Origin of the sequence: Mesorhizobium sp. PAMC28654 (genome assembly GCF_020616515.1) — a bacterium.
Lineage (GTDB): Bacteria > Pseudomonadota > Alphaproteobacteria > Rhizobiales > Rhizobiaceae > Mesorhizobium.
In genome coordinates this window covers 4892619-4911381 of sequence record NZ_CP085135.1, presented here as the reverse complement: position 1 = coordinate 4911381, position 18763 = coordinate 4892619, and the positions used below count along the sequence as shown (strand labels likewise).

22 protein-coding genes are annotated in these 18763 nt (G+C 63.2%); 4 read left to right on the top strand and 18 right to left on the bottom strand.

Features of this window, described 5'->3' with window-relative positions:
* Nucleotides 1-100: 100 nt before the first annotated feature.
* From LGH82_RS24165 to LGH82_RS24140, 6 genes are all read right to left on the bottom strand, one after another.
* Nucleotides 101-1012, bottom strand: a complete 912-nt coding sequence (locus tag LGH82_RS24165; RefSeq protein WP_227349673.1) for a DUF4167 domain-containing protein — start codon at nucleotides 1010-1012, stop codon at nucleotides 101-103.
* A 314-nt stretch (nucleotides 1013-1326) separates the two neighbouring features.
* A complete protein-coding gene (gene prmC / locus LGH82_RS24160) occupies nucleotides 1327-2193 on the bottom strand; it encodes a peptide chain release factor N(5)-glutamine methyltransferase (protein ID WP_227345157.1) in 867 nt (288 codons plus the stop codon).
* Nucleotides 2186-3265: a peptide chain release factor 1 gene (gene prfA, locus LGH82_RS24155; protein WP_227345156.1), complete on the bottom strand. Its 1080-nt coding sequence runs from the start codon at nucleotides 3263-3265 to the stop codon at nucleotides 2186-2188. The genes prmC and prfA overlap by 8 nt, the downstream gene beginning before the upstream one ends.
* A 9-nt stretch (nucleotides 3266-3274) precedes the next feature.
* On the bottom strand, nucleotides 3275-5545 hold the full coding sequence (gene ptsP, locus LGH82_RS24150; protein ID WP_227345155.1) for a phosphoenolpyruvate--protein phosphotransferase: 2271 nt from the start codon (nucleotides 5543-5545) through the stop codon (nucleotides 3275-3277).
* Between the two features lie 82 nt (nucleotides 5546-5627).
* Nucleotides 5628-6881: an aspartate kinase gene (locus LGH82_RS24145; protein ID WP_227345154.1), complete on the bottom strand. Its 1254-nt coding sequence runs from the start codon at nucleotides 6879-6881 to the stop codon at nucleotides 5628-5630.
* A 79-nt stretch (nucleotides 6882-6960) separates the two neighbouring features.
* Nucleotides 6961-7167 carry a hypothetical protein gene (locus tag LGH82_RS24140; RefSeq protein WP_227345153.1) on the bottom strand — a complete coding sequence of 69 codons (207 nt, stop codon included), beginning with the start codon at nucleotides 7165-7167 and terminating at the stop codon, nucleotides 6961-6963.
* A gap of 103 nt (nucleotides 7168-7270) precedes the next feature.
* On the opposite strand from LGH82_RS24140, the gene ubiG reads away from it, so the two are divergent.
* Nucleotides 7271-8020, top strand: a complete 750-nt coding sequence (gene ubiG, locus LGH82_RS24135) for a bifunctional 2-polyprenyl-6-hydroxyphenol methylase/3-demethylubiquinol 3-O-methyltransferase UbiG (protein WP_227345152.1) — start codon at nucleotides 7271-7273, stop codon at nucleotides 8018-8020.
* A 3-nt stretch (nucleotides 8021-8023) separates the two neighbouring features.
* On the opposite strand, the gene LGH82_RS24130 is transcribed toward ubiG, so the two are convergent.
* Entirely contained in the window at nucleotides 8024-8914 is an 891-nt protein-coding gene (locus LGH82_RS24130; protein ID WP_227345151.1) for a DMT family transporter, read from the bottom strand.
* Between the two features lie 97 nt (nucleotides 8915-9011).
* Here LGH82_RS24130 and LGH82_RS24125 point away from each other — a divergent pair, with 97 nt between their 5' ends.
* Nucleotides 9012-9524 carry a MarR family winged helix-turn-helix transcriptional regulator gene (locus tag LGH82_RS24125; RefSeq protein WP_227345150.1) on the top strand — a complete coding sequence of 171 codons (513 nt, stop codon included), beginning with the start codon at nucleotides 9012-9014 and terminating at the stop codon, nucleotides 9522-9524.
* A gap of 73 nt (nucleotides 9525-9597) precedes the next feature.
* Here the strand turns inward: LGH82_RS24125 and LGH82_RS24120 are convergent, their stop codons facing one another.
* Genes LGH82_RS24120 through LGH82_RS24100 form a run of 5 tightly spaced genes read right to left on the bottom strand, consistent with a single transcriptional unit; the run spans nucleotide 9598 to nucleotide 12654 of the window.
* A complete protein-coding gene (locus tag LGH82_RS24120) occupies nucleotides 9598-10248 on the bottom strand; it encodes a hypothetical protein (protein WP_227345149.1) in 651 nt (216 codons plus the stop codon).
* A complete protein-coding gene (locus LGH82_RS24115; protein WP_227345148.1) occupies nucleotides 10245-10670 on the bottom strand; it encodes a DUF1178 family protein in 426 nt (141 codons plus the stop codon). The genes LGH82_RS24120 and LGH82_RS24115 overlap by 4 nt, the downstream gene beginning before the upstream one ends.
* Entirely contained in the window at nucleotides 10667-11533 is an 867-nt protein-coding gene (locus LGH82_RS24110) for a carbon-nitrogen hydrolase family protein (protein ID WP_227345147.1), read from the bottom strand. The genes LGH82_RS24115 and LGH82_RS24110 overlap by 4 nt, the downstream gene beginning before the upstream one ends.
* 10 nt (nucleotides 11534-11543) lie before the next feature.
* Nucleotides 11544-11813 carry a glutaredoxin 3 gene (grxC, locus tag LGH82_RS24105; protein ID WP_227345146.1) on the bottom strand — a complete coding sequence of 90 codons (270 nt, stop codon included), beginning with the start codon at nucleotides 11811-11813 and terminating at the stop codon, nucleotides 11544-11546.
* A gap of 43 nt (nucleotides 11814-11856) precedes the next feature.
* On the bottom strand, nucleotides 11857-12654 hold the full coding sequence (locus LGH82_RS24100; protein ID WP_227345145.1) for a ComF family protein: 798 nt from the start codon (nucleotides 12652-12654) through the stop codon (nucleotides 11857-11859).
* A gap of 63 nt (nucleotides 12655-12717) precedes the next feature.
* On the opposite strand from LGH82_RS24100, the gene LGH82_RS24095 reads away from it, so the two are divergent.
* Nucleotides 12718-13608: a methyltransferase domain-containing protein gene (locus LGH82_RS24095; RefSeq protein ID WP_227345144.1), complete on the top strand. Its 891-nt coding sequence runs from the start codon at nucleotides 12718-12720 to the stop codon at nucleotides 13606-13608.
* A 15-nt stretch (nucleotides 13609-13623) separates the two neighbouring features.
* On the opposite strand, the gene LGH82_RS24090 is transcribed toward LGH82_RS24095, so the two are convergent.
* The 5 genes from LGH82_RS24090 to argJ all read right to left on the bottom strand — a co-directional run bounded on the left by LGH82_RS24090 (nucleotide 13624) and on the right by argJ (nucleotide 16808).
* The gene (locus LGH82_RS24090) at nucleotides 13624-13806 is read right to left on the bottom strand and encodes a Flp family type IVb pilin (RefSeq protein ID WP_227349672.1); all 183 of its coding nucleotides are present in this window, start codon (nucleotides 13804-13806) and stop codon (nucleotides 13624-13626) included.
* Nucleotides 13807-13918: 112 nt separating this feature from the next.
* The gene (locus LGH82_RS24085) at nucleotides 13919-14230 is read right to left on the bottom strand and encodes a hypothetical protein (protein ID WP_227345143.1); all 312 of its coding nucleotides are present in this window, start codon (nucleotides 14228-14230) and stop codon (nucleotides 13919-13921) included.
* Nucleotides 14231-14353: 123 nt separating this feature from the next.
* Nucleotides 14354-14776: an 8-oxo-dGTP diphosphatase MutT gene (mutT, locus tag LGH82_RS24080; protein ID WP_227345142.1), complete on the bottom strand. Its 423-nt coding sequence runs from the start codon at nucleotides 14774-14776 to the stop codon at nucleotides 14354-14356.
* An 8-nt stretch (nucleotides 14777-14784) separates the two neighbouring features.
* Entirely contained in the window at nucleotides 14785-15561 is a 777-nt protein-coding gene (locus LGH82_RS24075; protein WP_227345141.1) for a GNAT family N-acetyltransferase, read from the bottom strand.
* 5 nt (nucleotides 15562-15566) lie between these two features.
* A complete protein-coding gene (gene argJ, locus LGH82_RS24070) occupies nucleotides 15567-16808 on the bottom strand; it encodes a bifunctional glutamate N-acetyltransferase/amino-acid acetyltransferase ArgJ (protein WP_227345140.1) in 1242 nt (413 codons plus the stop codon).
* A gap of 242 nt (nucleotides 16809-17050) precedes the next feature.
* Between argJ and LGH82_RS24065 the strand changes: the two genes are divergently transcribed.
* On the top strand, nucleotides 17051-17665 hold the full coding sequence (locus tag LGH82_RS24065) for a TetR/AcrR family transcriptional regulator (RefSeq protein ID WP_227345139.1): 615 nt from the start codon (nucleotides 17051-17053) through the stop codon (nucleotides 17663-17665).
* A gap of 57 nt (nucleotides 17666-17722) precedes the next feature.
* Here the strand turns inward: LGH82_RS24065 and LGH82_RS24060 are convergent, their stop codons facing one another.
* On the bottom strand, nucleotides 17723-18640 hold the full coding sequence (locus LGH82_RS24060) for a peptidylprolyl isomerase (protein WP_227345138.1): 918 nt from the start codon (nucleotides 18638-18640) through the stop codon (nucleotides 17723-17725).
* Between the last annotated feature and the right edge of the window lie 123 nt (nucleotides 18641-18763).

Genomic DNA, 18763 nt, shown 5'->3' with positions numbered 1-18763 from the left:
TGCAGTCCCTCAAGACTCCCGGCGCACGATATTCCATGCCGGCGCAAACAAAAACGGCGGAGATTTCTCTCCGCCGTTCGATAGTCCCGAAATTGGCCGATCAGCTCTCGGCGACGACGACGGCTGGTTCCGCGTCAACGCCTTCAGCCGGAGCAGCACTCACCTCGCCGCTGGCTGCGTTGTCGTCACCGCCGCTCGCTTGGTCGGCGCTGACGCGCGGACGGCGCGGGCGCCTGGGGCGGCGCGCGGCGCTGCCCTCGGCGGCTGCCTCGTTGAGTTCAGCCTGGGCGGCCAGAGCTGCCGGTGAAAAATTATCGAACTGCGGTGCGGGCTCCGGCGCGGAAACAGGTTCCGCGACTGGCGCGGCCTCCGCCTGCACAGGCGCATCATTGCGCCGGTTCTGTTCGCCGCGCTGATCGCCTTGCTCGCGCTGACCATTCTGGCCATAGCCGCCATTGGGGCGGCGATCACGATGGCGCCCGCCATTGTTGTCACGCCCGCCATTGCCGCGACCATCCCGGCCGTTTTCCGGATTCAATGCCAACTCAGCCGGCGTTCCCTCGATCACCGGCTGGGGACCGGCGCCATGATTGACCACGGGAGAGGAGGTGTCGGTGACATTGTTGTTGTTGCCACCATTGTCGAACTCATCACGATCCTCATCGCCGTCATCGTCGAACTCGTCGCGATTCTGCTGGACGTTCTGGATCGGCATCTGCGCTTGTGCCGCCGCGATGATGCGATTGTAGTGTTCGGCGTGCTGGAGGTAGTTTTCCGCCATGACCCGGTCGCCGGAGCTATGCGCATCACGGGCAAGGGTGGCATATTTTTCGGCGATCTGCTGAGCCGATCCGCGGATCTTCACGTCCGGGCCGTTGCTCTCGTAATTGCGCGTCAGGGGATTAGGCCCTTTGCGATTGTTGTTATTGTTGTTGCTATTATTGTTATTGCCACCGCCGCCGCCATTGTTGTTGCGACCGCGCATGCGCCTGTTCTGCTGTTGGGGCCTCATCAAACTCTCTTCATCTTGAAATTTTCGAAAGACTCTACACGGACGGAGGCGCTCATGCAGCCAACCGTTTCGTTTCTTCACCGGCGTTCGCCCGCATCGATTGCGTTGGCGCCACGTGTCATCCTGTTCCGGTTACATCACTTTCCGGACGATTCCCGCTCGAAGCTTGGGCGTCGTTTGCGCAAGAAGGCAGCTATTTCTAAGGAAAACCGAATCGCTAAGAGCACTGCCTGCTTCGTCTCATCCGGTTAAGGCGACCCTAGCCGCATTCCCCGGCATTGCCAAGCGCTTTTTTTTGCACTGCATCAGGGCTTTCACAGTTCAAAGACCAGAACCCTGTCATTTCCGCCGAGGTCGCGAAACGCCCCCGCCAACTTGTAGCCGGCGGCGGAGAATACTTCCGTAACCTCGTTGCGTTGCGTATGGCCGAACTCGACCGCTACCCTGCCTTCAGCTTCCAGAAAACCCGCAGCCTCCGCTGCTATGATCCGGTAGGGACCAAGACCATCCACGCCGCCATCAAGGGCCAGGCGGGGATCGAAATCGCGGACCTCGTCCTGCAGATTTTCGATATCTTCCGACGGTATATAGGGAGGGTTTGCGGCAATTACATGGTACCGGCCGGAAACTTTTGCGAACCAGTCGGATTTGAGCACCTTGAACCGGCTGGCGAAACCCAATTGCTCCGCATTGCGGCTTGCTGTCGCCAGCGCCCCATCTGAAACATCGACGCCGGTCGCGATGACCTCGGGAACGGCCGACAGCAGCGCCAGTGCAATGGCGCCCGAGCCGGTTCCCAGGTCGAGGATACGGCATGCGCCTTCCCGCGATGCCGTTGCCTTGGCAAAGGGCAGCACCGCGTCGACCAGCGTTTCGGTATCCGGTCGTGGCTCCAGCGTCTCCGGCGACAGCGACAGCCGCAGACCGTAAAATTCGCGATAGCCGAGAATGCGATGCACCGACTCCCCGGAGATCCGCCGCTTCAGGGCCGCGTCAATTTCGGCAATCGCCCTGGCATCCACGGTCCGCATGGGATCGGCAATGGCCTGGGTGCGGGTCGTGCCGGAGAAATGCTCGACGATCAGCCTGGCATCGAGATCCGGACTGTCTACCACGGCCTCCAGGCGCGCCCGCGCCGCTCGCAGCAACGGCCCCAGCGCTTCCTGCAGATGGTCAGCCATCGATGCCGATGTCTGCGAGCAGCTTCGACTGGTGATCGGCAAGCAGCGCGTCGATGATTTCGTCGAGTTCGCCCATCATCACCCGGTCGAGCTTGTAAAGCGTCAGGTTGATGCGATGGTCGGTGACCCGTCCCTGCGGGAAATTATAGGTGCGGATGCGCTCCGAACGATCGCCCGAACCTACCTGCGACTTGCGTGATTCGGAGCGCTCCTCGTCCGCCTTGCCGCGCTCGAGGTCGTATAGCCGCGCCCGCAGGATCTGCATGGCTTTCGCCCGGTTCTGGTGCTGCGACTTCTCCGCCTGCACCACCATGATGCCGGTTGGCAGATGGGTGATGCGGACAGCCGAATCCGTGGTGTTGACGTGCTGGCCGCCGGAACCGGAAGCGCGCATCGTGTCGATGCGGATGTCCTCGGCCCTGATGTCGATATCGACTTCTTCCGCCTCCGGCAGCACTGCAACCGTCGCCGCCGAGGTATGGATGCGCCCGCTGGCTTCGGTCGCCGGCACGCGCTGCACGCGATGAACGCCGGATTCGAATTTCAGATGGGCAAAGACGCCCCTGCCGGAGATGGTGGCGATGATTTCCTTGAAGCCGCCGGCATCGCCGTCGCTGGCCGACACCATCTCGAAACGCCAGCCGCGCTCGGCGGCGTAGCGCTCATACATCCGAAACAGATCGCCGGCGAACAATGCCGCCTCATCGCCGCCGGTACCTGCACGGATTTCGAGTATCGCGTTCTTGTCGTCGGCGGCATCCTTGGGCAACAGCAGGATCTGGATGTCCTTCTGCAATTGCTCGATGCGGTCCTCGACCTCGGGCAGGTCCGCCTCCGCGAGCGCCCGCATCTCGGCGTCCGTGCCCTTGTCGGCAAGCATGGCCTCCAGATCAGCCTGCTCATGTTCGGCCGATCGCAGCGACCGGACCTTGGCAACCATGTCCTGTATCTCTGCATATTCCGACGCCATTTTCACATAGGCGTCGGCGGCTGGCCCGGCCGACATCTGCGCTTCGAGCATCTCGAAACGCTTGACGACTTGATCCATGCGGTCGCGGGGCAGGTTGATCATGATGAAATGCTACAGTGGAATGGAGCGGTCGTCGGCAAAGGCATGCAGCAGCGCCCGCATCGGCAACCCCTGAGCCGGCGCCATGAGGTTGTCGTCGAAGAACGCCTTCAATTCATCCAGCGGCAGTTCGGTCAGCATTGCCTTGACCGGCCCGATCGAGGCCGGCGACATCGAGATCGAACGGTAGCCGAGGCCGATCAGCGCCATCGCCGAGATCGGCTTGCCGGCGAGCTCGCCGCACAGCGTCACCGGCGTGTGATTCCGGACGCCGGCATCGGCGATCTGCTTGAGCACGCGCAGGAAAGGCGTCGACAGCGTGTCGAACCGGTCGGACAATTGCGTGTTGCCGCGATCCACGGCCATGACGAACTGGAATAGATCGTTCGAGCCGACCGAGACGAAATCGACCGCCTTCATCAACTCGTCGAGCTGAAACAACAGCGACGGCACTTCCAGCATCGCCCCAAGCTTGAGGCTGGTTGGCAGATGATGGGCGAAGCGCGACAGATGCCGTACCTCGCGGTCGATGATTTCGCGCGCCTGGGCGATCTCGCCAAGCTCGGTCACCATCGGCAGCATCAGCTTGAGTTCACGCCCGCCGCAGGCCTTGAGCAAGGCGCGAATCTGGGTCCTGAGCAGACCCGGGCGGTCGAGCGTCAGGCGGATCGCCCGCCAGCCGAGCGCTGGGTTCTCTTCCTGGATGGAACCCTTGAAGTAAGGCAGCACCTTGTCGCCGCCAATATCGATGGTGCGGAAGGTGACTGGCTTGCCGCGCGCCGCGTCGAGTACATCGCGATAGAGCTTTTCCTGGGCTTCGGCGCGGGGAAATGTCGATGCCACCATGAACTGCAGTTCGGTACGAAACAGGCCGATGCCAGCGGCACCCGCCTCGGCCAGTTGTGGCAGGTCGACGGCCAGACCCGCATTCATCAACAGGTCGACCTGAACACCGTCCTTGGTCACCGACGGCTTCTTGCGCAGTTCGCGATAGACTTCCTGCCGCCGCGCACGGAAGCGGACCTTTTCGGCATACGCGGCTTCCAGGTCCGGCTGCGGGCGCAGATGGATCGTGCCTTCTTCGCCGTCGACGATGATGGCATCGCCGTTTTCCGCCATGGAAACGGCGCCCTTCATCTGGCCTGCGACCGGAATGCCCATGGCGCGCGCCACGATGACGACGTGGCTGGTCGCGGCACCATCCTCCAGCACCACGCCACGCAGCTTGTCTCTGGGGTAGTCGAGCAGTTCGGCGGCGCCCATTGAGCGGGCAACGAGAATGGCGTCCTTCGGCAGCGAGGCCGCGACATCCTCCGGTCCGCGCCCCATCAACTGGCGCAGCAGCCGGTTGGCGAGATCGTCGAAATCGCTCATCCGCTCGCGCAGATAGGGGTCGGTCATGTGCAGCATGCGCGCGCGCATGTCGCTCTGCACTTTCTCCACGGCCGCCTCGGCCGTCAGGCCGTTGCGGATCGCCTCTTCCAGCCGGCGCACCCAGCCGCGATCATTGGCGAACATGCGATAGGCTTCGAGCACCTGGCGATGCTCGCCCTCGAAGGCAACGTCGCGGCGCTCCAGCATGTCGTCGATGGAGAGCCTGAGCGAGCCGAGCGAAGTCTCAAGCCGGCGGACTTCCTCCTCGCTGTCCTCGTTGAACAGGTTCGTGACGACGATGCGCGGCTCGTGCAGCACGACATGGCCAAGTCCGACGCCATCGTTGAAGGACAGGCCGGTGAAGCTCACGGGGCGGCGCAGGTCGAGTTCGAGACCGGGCCGTGTCAGCCGCGCCAGGTCGCCGGTGGCGATCATCTCGGCGATGACCATCGCCGTGGTTTCCAGCGCCTCGACCTCGTCGTCGCGGTAATGGCGCATCGTCTTGTTCTGGACGACGAGCACGCCCAGCGTGCGCCCTGCCCTCAGCACCGGCACGCCAAGGAAGGAATTGTAGATCTCTTCCCCGGTCTCCGGCAGGTAGGCGAAGGCCGGATGTTCCTGCGCGTTGGAAAGGTTCAGCGGCCGCGCACTTGCGGCAATGGTGCCGACAAGGCCTTGCCCCAGCCTGAGTTGCGCCAGATGGACGGCGTTCGGGTTCAAGCCTTCGGTGGCATAGAGTTCGAGCACCGAATCGGCGCGCAACACGTAGAGCGAGCAGACTTCGGCGACCATGTTGGAGGCGATGTCGCGCACGATCCGGTCAAGCCGCTCCTGCGGCTCCAGCGGCTCTTGCATGAGCTCGCGGAGCCGTTTCAGCAAAACGCGCGGGCCACTGGCCGTATCACGCATCGCGGCTTCTTCTCCAATGGCTTTCGGGCCAGTGCAGCTTCCCTGCGCACCGGCACAAACGCAACAACTGACTCTAGTCCTGCTACTGCTTATCCAGACCGTAGACGGAATGCAAAGTGCGAACCGCAAGTTCGGTGTAAGGACCGTCAATCAGGATCGAAATCTTGATCTCGGAAGTTGTTATGGCACGAATATTGATCGACCGGTCAGCCAACGCCTTGAACGCGGTGGCGGCGACGCCCGCGTGGCTGCGCATGCCGATGCCGATAACCGAAACCTTCGACATGCCGGCTTCCGACTGCACGACGTCGTAGCCGATCGAGGCCTTCAGGCGCTCAAGCACGGCAAGCGCCTTGTCGACGTCGCCGGACGGTACGGTGAAGGTCATGTCGGTCAGCTTGCCGTCCTCGGAAATGTTCTGGACGATCATGTCGACATTGATGTTGGCCTCGGCCAGCGGCCCGAAGATGCCGGCGGCAACGCCCGGGCGGTCGCCGACACGGCGCAGCGAAATCTGCGCTTCGTCCTTGGCGTAGGCAATTCCGGTGACGACCTGCTGTTCCACGATCTCTTCCTCGTCGCAAATGAGCGTTCCCAGAGGATTGAGCAAATCCCCCATTCCGGGCGCATCGGGATCGTCGAAGGACGACCGCACGAAGGTACGCACCCTGTGCACCATGGCAAGCTCGACCGAACGCACCTGCAGAACCTTGGCGCCGAGCGAGGCCATTTCAAGCATTTCCTCGAACGATATCTTCGCCAGCCGCCGCGCCTTGGGCTCGATACGCGGATCAGTGGTGTAGACCCCGTCGACGTCGGTGTAGATGTCACAGCGATCGGCCTTGACCGCCGCGGCGATGGCGACAGCACTGGTATCGGAGCCGCCGCGGCCGAGAGTGGCGATGCGATTGTCCGGGCCGATGCCCTGGAAGCCGGCGATGACGGCCACCTGCCCCTCGCCGAAGCGCTTGATCAGGAAAGCGCCGTCAATGTCGAGAATACGGGCCGCGCCATGCGCGTTGTCTGTCTTGATCGGAATCTGCCAGCCCTGCCAGGAACGGGCATGCACGCCCATGTTCTGCAAGGTGATCGCCAGAAGACCTGCCGTGACCTGTTCGCCGGAAGCGACGACCGCGTCATATTCGCGGGCGTCATGCATCGGCGAGGCTTCGCGCGCCCAGCCTACCAGCTCGTTGGTCTTGCCGGCCATCGCCGAAACCACCACCGCCACCTCATGGCCAGCATCGACCTCGCGTTTGACGTGGCGCGCCACATTGCGGATGCGGGCGATGTCGGCGACGGAGGTTCCGCCGAATTTCATCACGATGCGCGCCATGGAAGCGAAATGCCTTTGACTGAATGCCGGACCCCAGCCCACAAGCGGAATCCCGAAACAAGGGAAGGATACGTCGGGCTCACGCCAGCCGTAGAATGCGCGGCCTCCTTAGCCAAAACAGGAACCATTCGCAAGGACCGAGGGCGAGCAGCAGCAATCCGCGATTTGCCGACACCGATTGCCGCGCCATGGCCGGGCTGTGGATAACGACTTTTTGATGCGCGGGGGCGACCACGGCTTTCGTTGGCATGCACTCCTGGCTGAAAACTGTTGCCTTGACTTTCATCTCCCTACGCCCGACTTCCTAGCGCACCAGAGCGCGGTCAGCCGAAGCGGCATTCGGTTTGCTGATCGCGCTCCGACATGTTTGACCTGCCGGAGACCCATTGATGCCAGAGCCCCGACGATCGACGATCGATGCCGGAGAAGTGGAGCGCTTCTCGGCCCTTGCGGCGGAGTGGTGGAACCCGAGCGGCAAATTCCGGCCGCTGCACAAGTTCAACCCGGTTCGGCTCTCCTATATCCGCGACCAGGTGGCTGAGCGTTTCGGCCGCGATCCACGCGCGGCCAGGCCGTTCGAGGGCCTGCGCATCCTGGATATCGGTTGCGGCGGTGGCTTGCTTTGCGAGCCGATGGCGCGGCTTGGCGCCGAAGTGGTCGGCGCCGACGCATCCGCCACCAACATCGAGGTGGCAAGGCTGCACGCCGCCGAAGCCGGAGTGACCGTCGATTATCGCGCCACGACGGCCGAGGATCTGGCCGACGCCGGCGAAAAATTCGACGTCATCCTCAACATGGAAGTGGTCGAGCATGTCGCCGACATCGACCTGTTCGTGGCCAAGTGCGGCGAGATGGTCCGGCCCGGCGGCATCATGTTCGTGGCCACCATCAACCGCACGCTGAAGGCGCTGGGACTGGCCATCATCGGCGCCGAATATGTGCTGCGCTGGCTGCCGCGCGGCACGCACCAGTTCGGCAAGCTGGTGCGGCCGGAGGAGCTCGAAAAGGCGCTTGGCGGTGCCGGCCTCACCATCATCGACCGTTCCGGCGTCACCTACAGTCCGCTTGCCGACCGCTGGCATCGGTCGAAGGACATGGATGTCAACTACATGGTGCTGGCGGAGAAGGGCTCCGTCTGAGCATCAGGCCTTCTGGTTTTGCGCCTTGGTGGTGATGAACACACCCGCTGTGATGATCACCGCGCCGGACCAGGTCAGCAGATGATAGTGCTCGCCCAGGAATATCGTGCCTGAAAACAGGCCGACCGCGGCCGCCACATAGCCGATCTGGCTGAGATAGACGGGCCCGCCGACCGCTTGCAGCCGGAAGAAGAAGGCGAACATCGCCGAGGCCGACGTCACCTGCGCGACGACAACCAGCGGCACCGCGCCCAGCGCGCCAAGCGAGCCGCCGCCCTGCAAGGTGAGGATGCCGATGAGGAGCATCGCCGCCGACGCCAGGTGGCTGCCGACGGCCAGTTCGATCGGGCCGGTGCCTTCAGGCCAGTCGATGGTGCGGTAGATGTTGCCGGCGGCAAGGCTGACCGGGATGAGCAGGCCCATCGCCACCCAGAACAGATCGGCCGGCTGGCCGGCCTCGCCACGTGTCACCGCCACCATGACCGCGCCGATGAAGCCTACGGCGATGCCGACAACGCCAAGCATGTTGGGCCGCCGGACACCAAGCAGGATCGAAAACACCAGCGTGATCACCGGCGACAGGGTGAACATGATGCCGGTGTAGCCGGCGCCAAGATGCGGAATGGCCGAAAACATCAAGAGATTGGGAGCGGCGTAGGACACCGCCGCGGTGATGAAGAAATAGCGCAACTTGCGTGGGGTGAGCCGGATGCGCTGTCCGCGCGACAGCAGAGCGCCCAGAAGCACGCCACCGGCGCCGACCGAGATGACGAAAGCCCAGACCATGGCGGAAACGCCGGCCGCCGTCGCCAGCTTGCCGAACGGCAGCGTCAGGCCAAGCAGGCCGCCGGTGACCACCAGCAGGCCGAGCGCCGAATCCCAGAGAAATTTCATCGGATGTCCAGTCATCGATATGGCGCTTGGCCGCGTTGTGTCCTAGAGTAAAGTAACGCAAAGATTCTTAACGTCAAGATATTTAACGGTGAGATAGATGGATCGCGCGGCAAAAGCGGTCGAACAATGGAACAGGGAGCGCCCGGACCTGGATGTTTCCCCCATGGCTGTGCTTGGGCGCCTGAACGAGGCCGCCTCGCTCATTGCGCGAGACCGGCTCGCGCCGCTGTTCGCCAGATTCGGCCTGCAATCAGGGGAATTCGATGTTCTGGCGACACTGCGCCGGTCGGGAGCGCCACACGCGCTGACCCCGACAGATCTCTATGAAGCGACGATGGTGACTTCGGGCGCCATGACCAATCGGCTCGACCGGCTGGAGAAGGCCGGTTTGACCCTGCGCGGCCCGCACCCCAATGACCGGCGCGGCATCGTCGTGCAACTGACCGAACAGGGTCTCGCGCTGATCGACGAGGCCGTCACGGCGCACGTTGCCAACGAGCATAAAATCCTCGCGGGCCTCACCCAGGCCGAGCGGGAGACGCTCTCTCACCTGCTTGAAAAACTGATTGGCAGTATGAAATCTACGCCCAGCGAAGACACCGGCTCGTAGCACGCCGATCGATCGGCCGGATTTGTCCAGCAGTAGTCTTGGCTGGCTCTGGTCGCCAGATCATCGAAGAAAATCAGCTACTATCCTTTGCAACTGCAATCTGCCGTCGCTCCAAGCGCGTCACGGCTATCCTTATCAACCACTCAGGAAACTTGTAGTGGCGAGCAGCATTGGCCCATCCCGCTGAAAAGCGTTCTGCCATTGCCTCATTGCTCATGCTCGGCAAGTTTTCCAGCAACGCCGAGGCCTCCAGTTGCAGTTCGCCTGCTTGCGGCAGCCTCGCTGCGAAAACAAGTTGTTGCCTGATACAGACCTGTTCAATGCGCGCACGCGCACTTTCCTCATAGGAAATGCCAACACGCTCCAGACGTGCATGCGTGGCTTCGTGTACGATCACTGAAGCGACAAGATCGGGCGTCGTATTCTCGTCTCTTACAAATCGCTCTTCGAGTTCGCACGTCCAGGAGGCCCGGATGAAGCAGCCACGATAACCCGGAAGGATCGTGACCCAAATCCGTTTCAGGTCTTGCGTAAGTCTCCTGTAACGGATCGGATCATGCTGACGAATAAGCGATAGGGCCTCCGCGACTTTGTCGATCTCGCTATTGTCGCCCGCTATCAGCAAGCCGTCGACTGTTCGGTGGTCAGCGGCTTTCAGCCAAGCCCATTCGAAAATCCTCTCGATGAGGCGTGGTCGACTTGGCTTGCGCGCTGTTGCGCTCAATTTCGCTCGTCGGGAAAACTCGGGATCGGCATGAACTCGATGCCGTCCTCAACAAGGCCCTTGGCCTCTTCCAGCGTCGCCTCGCCATAGATGCCGCGCGCATCGCTCTCGCCGAAATGGATTTTTCGTGCCTCCTCGGCGAACTTGTCGCCGACATAGTCAGCGTTTTCGCGCACCTTCTCGGCCATCGCCTTCAACTGCGCCAAAGCCTGCTTCTGCGCTTCGCCCATGGCCAGCGCGATCTTTTCCTGCTTGCGCGCGGTCGAGACCGCCGGCGCCATCAGCGCCTTCTGAACCTTGTGCGAACCACAGGCCGGGCAATCGACAAAGCCACGCTTTTTCTGCGTATCGAAATCGTCATTGCCGCGGAACCAGCCTTCGAATTCGTGCTCGTGCTCGCAAATGAGGGAGAAGCGGATCAAGATGCAGCGCCTCGCAGCAACGGCGCGTCCGCAGACCCGGCATCCACGGTGAAATCCCGGGCGTTCTTGAGATTCGGGATTTTCTGGCGCGCGGCGGTCGACTGCGCCGGGTCGATCTCGGCCACGATTACTCCCGGCGCATCATTGGCGACTTCCGCGATGATGCGGCCCCAGGGATCGACGATCAGCGAATGACCATAGGTCTCGCGGCCATCCTCATGCAAACCGCCCTGCGCGGCGGCGATCACATAGGCGCCGTTCTCGATGGCGCGCGCCCTGAGCAGCACATGCCAGTGCGCCTCGCCGGTTTGGCGCGTGAAGGCGGCGGGCACCGTAAGCACTTGCGCGCCGGCCAGCGCCTCGGCCCGGAACAATTGCGGAAAACGCAGATCGTAGCAGACGGCAAAGCCGAGCTTCGTGCCGTTGATGTTGGTCACCACCGCCTCGGCGCCGGGCTCGTAGGCAGCCGATTCGCGCCAGCTCTCGCCATTGTCGAGATCGACGTCGAACATGTGGATCTTGTCGTAGGTGGCAAGTGTTGCGCCGTCCGGGCCGAACAGAAGCGCACGATTGGCAAGCTTGCCGTCGGCCCGCACGATTGCAGTCGACCCAATGTGCAGGAAGATGCCGAGTTCGCTGGCCAGCCTGCGCGAGGTCGAGACGATGATGTCCTTGTCCTCTGGGGTGAAGGCTGTGGCTCGCGCCTGCTTGTCGCGCACCATGGCGCCGGTCATTTCCGGCGTCTGGATGTAGGTCGCACCCTCGCCCGCCGCCTGGCGCACCAGCCGTTCCATATCCACCGCGTTGCGCTCCGAGCTCTCGCCTGAACGCATCTGGATCGCAGCCGCCTTGAAAGCACCCATCTTCATATCCTCAAATTGTCGAGCCGTTGGTGAGCAGCTTGTCCAGCCGGCCTTCTGCTTCCAGCTCATGGAGATCATCGCAGCCGCCGACATGCTTGTCGCCGATGAATATCTGCGGAAAGGTCGCGCGGCCATGAGCACGCGAAATCATTTCTTGGCGCAGCTCCGGCGAGAAGGAGGCGTCGTGCTCGGTATAAGCAACCCCCTTGCGCTCGAGCAGCCGCTTGGCGGCGGCGCAATAGCCGCACATCATGCGCGTATAGATCGTGACATCGACCATGATGAAGTTCCGCGGTCTTTCCAGATGAACGTCTGTTGCCGACTTATATAGTCGTGGACTCATCCGCCCGAAAGTCCCCTGGCAGCACACGTGCGAAGGTAAGGACGTCGACCGCGCCGGCGCCGCCCTTTTTCAATGCCTTGGTGGCGGCGCGAAGGGTGGCGCCGGTTGTGTAGACATCGTCGATCAGCAGCACCCGACGGCCGGCGATCTCGATCTCGGCTTCATTCGGCACACGGAAGGCGGCGCGCACATTCTCCTCGCGGTCCTTTCTTTCCAGCCCCACCTGTTGGCGGGTTGGTTTCACACGCCGCATCGCGGACGGAACGAAGGCGACGCCACTGAGTTGCGACACCGCCCTTGCCAGCTCCGCCGACTGGTTGAACTTTCGCCTGAACCGCCGCCAGTGCAGCGGCACCGGCACGACCACATCCGCGTCGGCGATCAATTCGGCGCCGGCGCGCACCATCCAGCGCGCCATCCATGGCGCGAGATCCGTGCGGTCCTGGTACTTCAGCCCTTGCACCATCTGGCGGGCGACGCCGGAATAGGCAACCGCGGCCCGCGCCCGTTCGAAAGGTGGCGGGTCGGCGATCGCCTCGGCGGACAGGAACCCCTCGCCCATATGATGGGTGAACGGCGTTCCCATCACCGGACACCATGGCCGCTCCAAGAGCCGCAGTTTCGGCCAGCAGCCACCGCACAGCACGCCAGGCTGCGAGACGTGGCGGCGGCATCCGGCGCAGACCGGTGGAAACAATATCCGCGCCGGCCAGCCCAGTGCCGTCCGGGCGAGGCTCCTGATCTCAATATGCTTGATCTCTGGCATCGGATCGGCCACGTGGTTGGAACTTCGCGCCACTTAACCACTATATCGGAGCGCGGACAAACAAGGACCCGCCCATTGCAGCCCATGCTCGATACCTCGCTTTGGCTGGCGCATAAGCGCCGTGCGCTGGCACATCCGGTTACCGGCGCGGATTTCCTCATGCAACGCACGGCGGAAGACCTCGCGGACCGGCTTGGCGCGGTCGAGCGCAAGTTCGGCAAGGCGGCCGCGCTGTTTTGCCAGACGCAAGCCGCGGCCGACGTACTGGCCGAAAGCGGAAAGGTGACGGATATCACGCGCGTTGAAGGCGGCATGGCATTCCTCGGCGATGCGACGGGGCTGGTCGAGCCGCTGGAGACCGTGCCGTTCGCCCCGGAAAGCCTCGACCTGGCTGTCTCGCTTCTGTCATTGCAAGCGATGAACGACGTCCCCGGCATGCTGATCCAGATCCGTCGCGCGCTGAAGCCGGATGGCCTCTTCCTCGGCGCCTTTGCCGGCGCCGGCACGCTTTCCGAATTGCGCGAGAGCCTGCTGGCCGCCGAGACGGAACTCTATGGCGGCGCCAGCCCGCGCGTCCTGCCATTCACCGACGTGCGCGACGCCGGCGCGCTCCTGCAACGCGCTGGTTTTGCGTTGCCGGTCGCCGACGTCGAGACGGTGACGGTCCGCTATGAAACGCTGTTTGATCTCATGGCTGATCTTCGGGCGATGGGCGAAACCAGCACGCTTGTCGATCGCAGCAGGCGGCCTGGGGCACGAAAGTTCTTTGCCCGTGCCGCCGAAATCTACGCCGAGCGGTTTTCGGACGCCGACGGGCGCATCAGGGCCAGTTTCTCGATCGTCTGGATGTCCGGCTGGGCGCCCGATGCCTCGCAACAGAAGCCGCTGAAGCCAGGCTCGGCAACCGTATCGCTGGCAAGGATATTGGAAGACCCTGGGATATTGGAAGACCCTGGTGGGCGCTGACCGCGGACCGCGCGATCAGTGGGCTGCGAAAGCGTTTGCGAGCCGGCTGCCATTGTCGCTGAACAGCCACTGAAGCGCGTTCATTGCCTGACCGACGCCACCGACAATGACGAGCGACAACACGGTGACGATCACGCCGTACTCGACAACCGTCGCACCCGTTTCGTCTTTCACAAATCGTCGCAGCAGTGTTTTCATCATCGTCGACCCCTCTTGTGGGGACCATAGCGCTGACCCGTTAAGAAAGGTTAACAGGACAATCTTAACAGGCTATGAAACGGGCCCATGCCCCAAAAATATGGTAGCTATATCAGCAGTCGCCGCTGCTGACGCCGTTGTCGCGGATCACGCAAACGGAACTGGGCAGCGGCTGCAGCACGCTCCTGCGCAGCGTGTAGATGTCGCGGTGACCGATCGAACCGGTCGTCATCGTGTCGATGCCGCTGGCAAAGGCGTCACGCGTCGAGCGCGTCTGGCTGTCGAGAAAAGGCGTCGCGATCAGCGCCAGCGCCACCGCCGCCGAGCCAAACAGCAGCGTGATGCGCAATATACCCATGCCGGCGTCGGCGGGACGAAAACTGCGGTCGGGCCGGATCGAGTCCCAATCCCTGTCAAGGCTCATGCTGTCGCTCCCAGCGAGTCGGCGGTCCTTCAATTTTTCACGGCTAGATAAATCTTCCATTAACGCTCACCCGAAAGGCGGCCGGATATTTGGTTTAGTCGGCTGCAGGCGTATCGGCGTATCTCAGAGAAGATCGATGAGGAACGGGATCAGCGGCGCGTCGGCCGGCGGCATGGGATAGTCGCGCATCTGCTTGGGCCGCACCCATTTCAACGCCTGCCCTTCCCTGGGCTGCGCGATGCCGCGAAAACGGCGGCAGACGAACAGCGGCATCAGCAGATGAAAATCGTCGTAGGAATGACTGGCGAAAGTGAGCGGCGCCAGACACGGGATTTCGGTCTCGATGCCGATCTCCTCCTGCAACTCGCGGATGATGCACTGTTCCGGCGTCTCGCCGGGCTCGACCTTGCCGCCGGGGAATTCCCACAGGCCAGCCAGTTGCTTGCCTTCAGGCCGCTGGGCAAGAAGGACACGCCCGTCGGTATCGACAAGCGCGCAGGCAGCGACAAGAAGCAGGCGCTTGCCCGCGATCTTCATATCACTCATGCCCAATCTCACTCAAGAACAGGCGGCCGGCGATAGTGATAGCGATAGACTTCATTGAAGCCGAGCGACCGATAGAGCGCCAGCGCGGGCGCATTATCGGCCTCGACCTGCAGCCAGGCTTCCCGCGCACCACGCAGCCGCGCCCATTTCAATGCCGACAGGATCAGGTGGCGACCGTGGCCCTGGTTGCGCACCGATCTGTCGGTGGCGATCTCGAACAATCCGGCGAGATCCCCATCATGCACGCAGATCAGCGTGGCCAGCGGCTCTGTACCTTGCTCCAGGGCGAACAGCCCGGCTTCCGGCTGGATGGCGCCGATGATCTCCGACAGGCCGGGCCGCAACGAGACATCCGAGCCGCTGACCTTGATGGCGGCACCGATGAAGCGGCTGATGTCCTTGAGCGGAATCTGGTCCATGGCGGCATCAAGCTGAGCGTCCGCCAGCGGCAACCGCATGACCAGCGATTCGGCGAAGCTGCTCCAGCCCTCCCTGTCGAGATGCTTGGAAAGATCAGGACCCGACAACGGCGAGACGCGGAAGGTCAGCGGCCTGCCATAGGCTTCGAAACGCCGGCTGGCCCGGCCGATGCGCTCGGCAATGTGCTGGATATCACCGGGGTCGAGCGGGTTGACCGAATTCAACCGCTTGGCTGGATGACCGGCTGTCAGCCGCACCACCCAGGTTCCGTCATAGTGGACAGCTGCCGCCGGCCAGGCGCGAAAGCCCGCCGCTTCATAGCGCCGCACGATGGCGAGCACGCTTGCCGGATGTCTGGAAACCAATGCCGTCAACTCCGATAGTCACCATTGATGGCGACATATTCCTTGGTGAGGTCGCAGGTCCACACCGTCGCCTTGCCGCGGCCGATGCCGACATCGGCGCGGATGCGGATATCATCGCGCTTCATATAGGTCGATGTCGCTTCCTCGGAATAGGTCGGATCGCGCTCGCCCTCATGCGCCAGCCGGTTGTCGCCGAACCAGATCGACAGCCGGTCGCGGTCAGCCGGTTCGCCGGCCTTGCCGACGGCCATGACCACGCGCCCCCAATTGGCGTCCTCGCCAGCCACCGCCGTCTTGACCAGTGGCGAATTGGCGATCGACAGTGCGATGCGCTTGGCCGACTTGGCCGACTTCGCGCCGGTGACGGTGACTTCGACCTGCTTGCGGGCACCCTCGCCGTCGCGCACCACCTGCAGCGCCAGCGATTTCAGCACCTTGCCGAGCGCGCGGCGGAACGCGCCGAGGCGTGCATCCTTCGGGTCGCTGATGGAAGGCGCGCCACGCTTGGCGGCCGCGCCCGTGGCAAAGATCAGCAGCGTGTCGCTGGTCGAGGTATCACTGTCGACCGTCACCGCATTGAAGGTCTTGGCCGTGCCACGCGACAACAGGTCCTGCAACACGGAGGCCGCGATCGGCGCGTCCGTGGCGATGAAGGAAAGCATCGTCGCCATGTCGGGCGCGATCATGCCGGCGCCCTTGGCGATACCGTTGATGGTGACCTCCGTGTCGCCGAGCTTGACCGTGGCGGTCGCCACCTTCGGATAGGTGTCGGTGGTCATGATCGCCTTGGCCGCCTCGGTCCACAGGTCCGGCTTGCCGTCCTTGACCAACCCGGCCAGCAGATGGCTGAATTTGCTCGTATCGAGCGGCTCGCCGATGACACCGGTGGACGCAAGAAAGACCTCGCCCGCCGCGCAGCCGACCGCTTTCGCCGCCGCTTCGCCCGTCATTGCCGTGGACTCGCGCCCCTTCCTGCCGGTGAAGGCGTTGGCGTTTCCGGAATTGACGATCAGCACCCGCGCCTTGCCGCCGCCAAGGTTCTGCCGGCAGAAGTCGACCGGGGCCGACGGGCATTTCGACTTGGTGAACACACCGGCGACCGCTGTCCCGGCATCAAAGACCATGGCAAGCAGATCGGTGCGGTTCTTGTACTTTATCCCGGCTTCGGCGGTGGCGATGCGCACGCCCTCCATGGCCGGCATTTTGGGATATTTCTTCGGCGCGAGCGGCGAAATCGATGTGGACATGGAGACCTCGGGCGGCAAAAAACGCAAGGGGAACGGTCGGTTTGCCCGATACGACGCGCCGGCGCAAGGCGTTTTCGCGGCTGCCGCAATGGCCGGGGCATGACGCCTTCTGGCGTCTCATTCGCCGGGAAAGTTCCGGCGTCTCCGCTGAACCACCCAGGACATAGCTACAGAACGGTCCGGTTCGTTTCACCAGGAGTCCGTGTATTGTCGCCGGTGAGATTCGTTGACGAGGACACGGAATGGCTGACGACGCGGATCGGGGACGCAAATCGATCGGCGCCCGACGCAATCCCGCCAGTGCGGGCGCCATTCTCGACGCCGCCGAGGCGGTGCTGGTCGAAGCCGGCTATTCGGGCTTTTCGATCGAGGCGGTGGCGCGGCGCGCCCGCGCCGGAAAGCCGACCATCTATCGCTGGTGGCCAAGCAAGGCCGCGTTGCTGCTCGAAGTCTACCAGCGCCAGAAACGCGTCGACATTCCCGACACCGGATGGCTGGAGGAAGATCTCGTCGGTTTCCTGAAGAGCCTGTTGTCGCACTGGCGTGAAACATCGTCGGGCAGCGTGTTCAGATCGCTGGTCGCCGAAGCGCAATCGGACCCGACGGCCGCCGCGGCGCTGGCAGACTACGCAAAGGGCCGGCACGGCCATACCGGGCAGATGGTCGAGCGCGCCCAGGCGCGGGGCGAAGTCGCTGAGGATATCGACGCCGCTATTGTCGCGGACCTGATCGCCTCCTGGGCCTGGACGCGTCTTTTGACCGATCGCCTCGACGAGAACGAGGCCACGATACGCGAAACGGTCCGCTACGTGATGCAAGGCATCGCCAGCAAAACCAGCAGGACAGGCAGCCGCTGAAAAACAAAAGGGCGCGGCAAGCAAGCCGCTCGCCGCGCCCTTCCAGAGTTGCTCAGCCTACTTGGCGCTTTCCAGCGTATCGACGGCCTTCTTCAGGTTGGCGTCGGGAATTTCCACCTTGGCTTCGGCGCGCAGCGACTTGACCAGCGCGAAATACTTGTCGCGGATAACCGCCTGCTTGGCCTGGTCCTTGACGTCGTCAAACGCCGGCGGCTGCTTGGTGCGCTTGTCCTCAAGCTTGATGACATGCCAGCCGAACTGCGACTGCACCGGCTGCTCGGTGTATTTGCCGACCTCGAGCGCGAAGGCCGCCTTGTCGAATTCCGGGACCATCTGGCCAGGCCCGAACCAGCCGAGATCGCCGCCATTGGTCTTGCCGCTCGGATCGCTGGTGTGTTCGTTGGCGAGTTTCTGGAAATCGGCGCCGCCGTCGAGTTGCTTGATGATAGCCTCGGCCTCTTCCTTCGTCTTCACGAGGATGTGACGGGCATGCACCTCGTTGGCGGGCGGCGTGTTGGCGATTTCCTGGTCGTAGCGGGCGCGAACCTCGGCATCGGTGACCTTGTCGACGACACCCTTCTCGACCATCTCGCCATGCAGCGCGCGCTGCTGCAGGAACGCCATGCGGCGCTGGAAGTCGGGATCCTTGTCGAGGCCGGTGGTGACAGCCTGGGCCGCCATGACGCGGATTTCGATGGCCGCCGAAAGTGCGGCGGCGCGGCGCTGCTCGGGCGGCAGTTGCGCGAACTGCTGCGACAGCTCGCCTTCGGCAAGCACAAGGTCCGCCTCGGTGAGCGGCTGGCCGTTGATCGTGGCGACCACGGTGTTCGGGTCGACCGGCGCGGCGGCCGGCGCCGTGACGTCCGGTTGGGCGGGAGCGGCTTCCTGCGCCATAAGCGGCGACAGCGAAAAAGCCGACAGCCCGAATGCCAGACCAAGGCTGGCAAGCGACGCGCGGCGGAACAATAGGGACATGAACATGACTCCGATGGGGGATTGTTGAGGAGGAATGGTTTCCAGATCAGCCAGATTGTGGCGGAATTTGGCGCACACGGCAGGACGAGCGCGACGTTGACATCAGTTCAGCCCCCTCTTATC

Coding starts and splice junctions, on each gene's coding strand:
- LGH82_RS24165 (WP_227349673.1), bottom strand. CDS start 1,012: ATGAGGCCCCAACAGCAGAACAGGCGCATGCGCGGTCGCAACAACAAT.
- prmC (WP_227345157.1), bottom strand. CDS start 2,193: ATGGCTGACCATCTGCAGGAAGCGCTGGGGCCGTTGCTGCGAGCGGCG.
- prfA (WP_227345156.1), bottom strand. CDS start 3,265: ATGATCAACCTGCCCCGCGACCGCATGGATCAAGTCGTCAAGCGTTTC.
- ptsP (WP_227345155.1), bottom strand. CDS start 5,545: ATGCGTGATACGGCCAGTGGCCCGCGCGTTTTGCTGAAACGGCTCCGC.
- LGH82_RS24145 (WP_227345154.1), bottom strand. CDS start 6,881: ATGGCGCGCATCGTGATGAAATTCGGCGGAACCTCCGTCGCCGACATC.
- LGH82_RS24140 (WP_227345153.1), bottom strand. CDS start 7,167: ATGAAAGTCAAGGCAACAGTTTTCAGCCAGGAGTGCATGCCAACGAAA.
- ubiG (WP_227345152.1), top strand. CDS start 7,271: ATGCCAGAGCCCCGACGATCGACGATCGATGCCGGAGAAGTGGAGCGC.
- LGH82_RS24130 (WP_227345151.1), bottom strand. CDS start 8,914: ATGAAATTTCTCTGGGATTCGGCGCTCGGCCTGCTGGTGGTCACCGGC.
- LGH82_RS24125 (WP_227345150.1), top strand. CDS start 9,012: ATGGATCGCGCGGCAAAAGCGGTCGAACAATGGAACAGGGAGCGCCCG.
- LGH82_RS24110 (WP_227345147.1), bottom strand. CDS start 11,533: ATGGGTGCTTTCAAGGCGGCTGCGATCCAGATGCGTTCAGGCGAGAGC.
- grxC (WP_227345146.1), bottom strand. CDS start 11,813: ATGGTCGATGTCACGATCTATACGCGCATGATGTGCGGCTATTGCGCC.
- LGH82_RS24090 (WP_227349672.1), bottom strand. CDS start 13,806: ATGAAAACACTGCTGCGACGATTTGTGAAAGACGAAACGGGTGCGACG.
- LGH82_RS24085 (WP_227345143.1), bottom strand. CDS start 14,230: ATGAGCCTTGACAGGGATTGGGACTCGATCCGGCCCGACCGCAGTTTT.
- mutT (WP_227345142.1), bottom strand. CDS start 14,776: ATGAGTGATATGAAGATCGCGGGCAAGCGCCTGCTTCTTGTCGCTGCC.
- argJ (WP_227345140.1), bottom strand. CDS start 16,808: ATGTCCACATCGATTTCGCCGCTCGCGCCGAAGAAATATCCCAAAATG.
- LGH82_RS24065 (WP_227345139.1), top strand. CDS start 17,051: ATGGCTGACGACGCGGATCGGGGACGCAAATCGATCGGCGCCCGACGC.
- LGH82_RS24060 (WP_227345138.1), bottom strand. CDS start 18,640: ATGTCCCTATTGTTCCGCCGCGCGTCGCTTGCCAGCCTTGGTCTGGCA.